This is a genomic window from Mitsuaria sp. TWR114, assembly GCF_007997345.1.
Map to the genome: position 1 here is coordinate 1 of NZ_VOSR01000803.1, position 1,293 is coordinate 1,293.

Consider the following 1,293-nt stretch of genomic DNA (forward strand, 5'->3'; position numbering starts at 1 on the left):
CGCGACGAGATCGCCGCCGGCCGCTTCGATCCGGCCCGGGACATGGTGGGCGTGCGTGGCGGCGCCGCGCCGCTGAGCTGGACGCGCTCGCTGATCGCGCCGGCCGCCGGGCTGGGGCGCGACGGCTGGTACAGCGTCACCACGAGCTTCGAGCGCGTGCCGCCCGGCGGCACCGTGCCCTACAAGTTCCGCATCGAGCCCCCGGCCAGGGCGAAGGCGACGCGGGCTGGGAGACCGGCGGCAACCGCGCGATCGAGCTGGTGTCGGACGAGGTGCGCGTCACGCGTGCGTTCAACGCGCCGGGCGCGCCGATCTCGCTGAGCCGCGCCGGCACCATCGAACGCCTGGAGCCGCTGCCGGAGCGCTTCGTCGGCGCGCGCGGCGTGCAGGTCTGGCTGCCGCCGAACTACGAGCGCGACACGCAGCGCCGTTATCCGGTGCTCTACCTGCACGACGGGCAGAACGTCTTCGACGCGGCGGCGGCAGGCGCCGAATGGCAGGTCGACGAAACGGCGCAGCGCCTGACGGTCGACGGGCAGATCCAGCCGATGATCATCGTGGCGGTCAACAACACCGCGCGCCGCATCGACGAGTACACCGCCACCGCGATGAGCCGCGACGGCCACACGCAGGGCGGCCAGGCGGCGGCCTACGCGCGCTACCTGATCGAGCAGCTCAAGCCCGCGATCGACGCGCGCTACCGCACGCTGCCGGACGCGGCGCACACGGCGGTGGGCGGATCGTCGCTGGGCGGGATCATGAGCCTGTGGCTGGCGGTGCATCACGGCGACGTGTTCGGCACGGCGCTGGTGGTGTCGCCCTCGCTGTGGTGGGACAACGAATTCCCGATCCGGGATGCGCAGAAGACACCGCTGCCGATGTCGGTGCCGCGTCCGAAGCTGTGGCTGGACATGGGGACTGGCGAAGGGGCCGAGGCGATCCGGCAATTGCGCAAGCTGCGTGGCGTGCTGTACGCGCGCGGCTGGGCCAGCGGAGACATCGCCTACCTCGAGGCGGAGGGCGCGACGCATGATGAAGCGAGCTGGGCGGCGCGTGTGGAGCCGATGCTGCGCTTCGTCGACCGGCAGTTCAACGCCAAGCCGCGCGACGGCAATCGTCAGCAGCGGGATCCGTTCCCTGTCGAGGTCCGTCCTCCGATGCCCAAGGGCCAAGGCACCTATTGACTCAGTCCTCGGTTCGAGGATGGTCGTGTCCCACGACTGCGAGTGGGGCCGGAATGATGCTGGGGGTTCGCGGACGCGATGCCCCCTGCATCGTGGAGAGCCCGCGCTT

General features: G+C 71.3%; 2 protein-coding genes. Both read left to right on the top strand.

The window, feature by feature from the left end; genetic code table 11:
* Window positions 1-321, top strand: a 321-nt coding sequence (locus tag FUT87_RS29345) for a hypothetical protein (RefSeq protein WP_186830736.1), incomplete at its 5' end; no start/stop codon positions are given.
* Window positions 261-1,184, top strand: coding sequence for an alpha/beta hydrolase (locus FUT87_RS24395; protein ID WP_186830737.1), 924 nt, complete (start codon window positions 261-263; stop codon window positions 1,182-1,184). The genes FUT87_RS29345 and FUT87_RS24395, both read left to right, overlap by 61 nt.
* Window positions 1,185-1,293 lie beyond the last annotated feature (109 nt).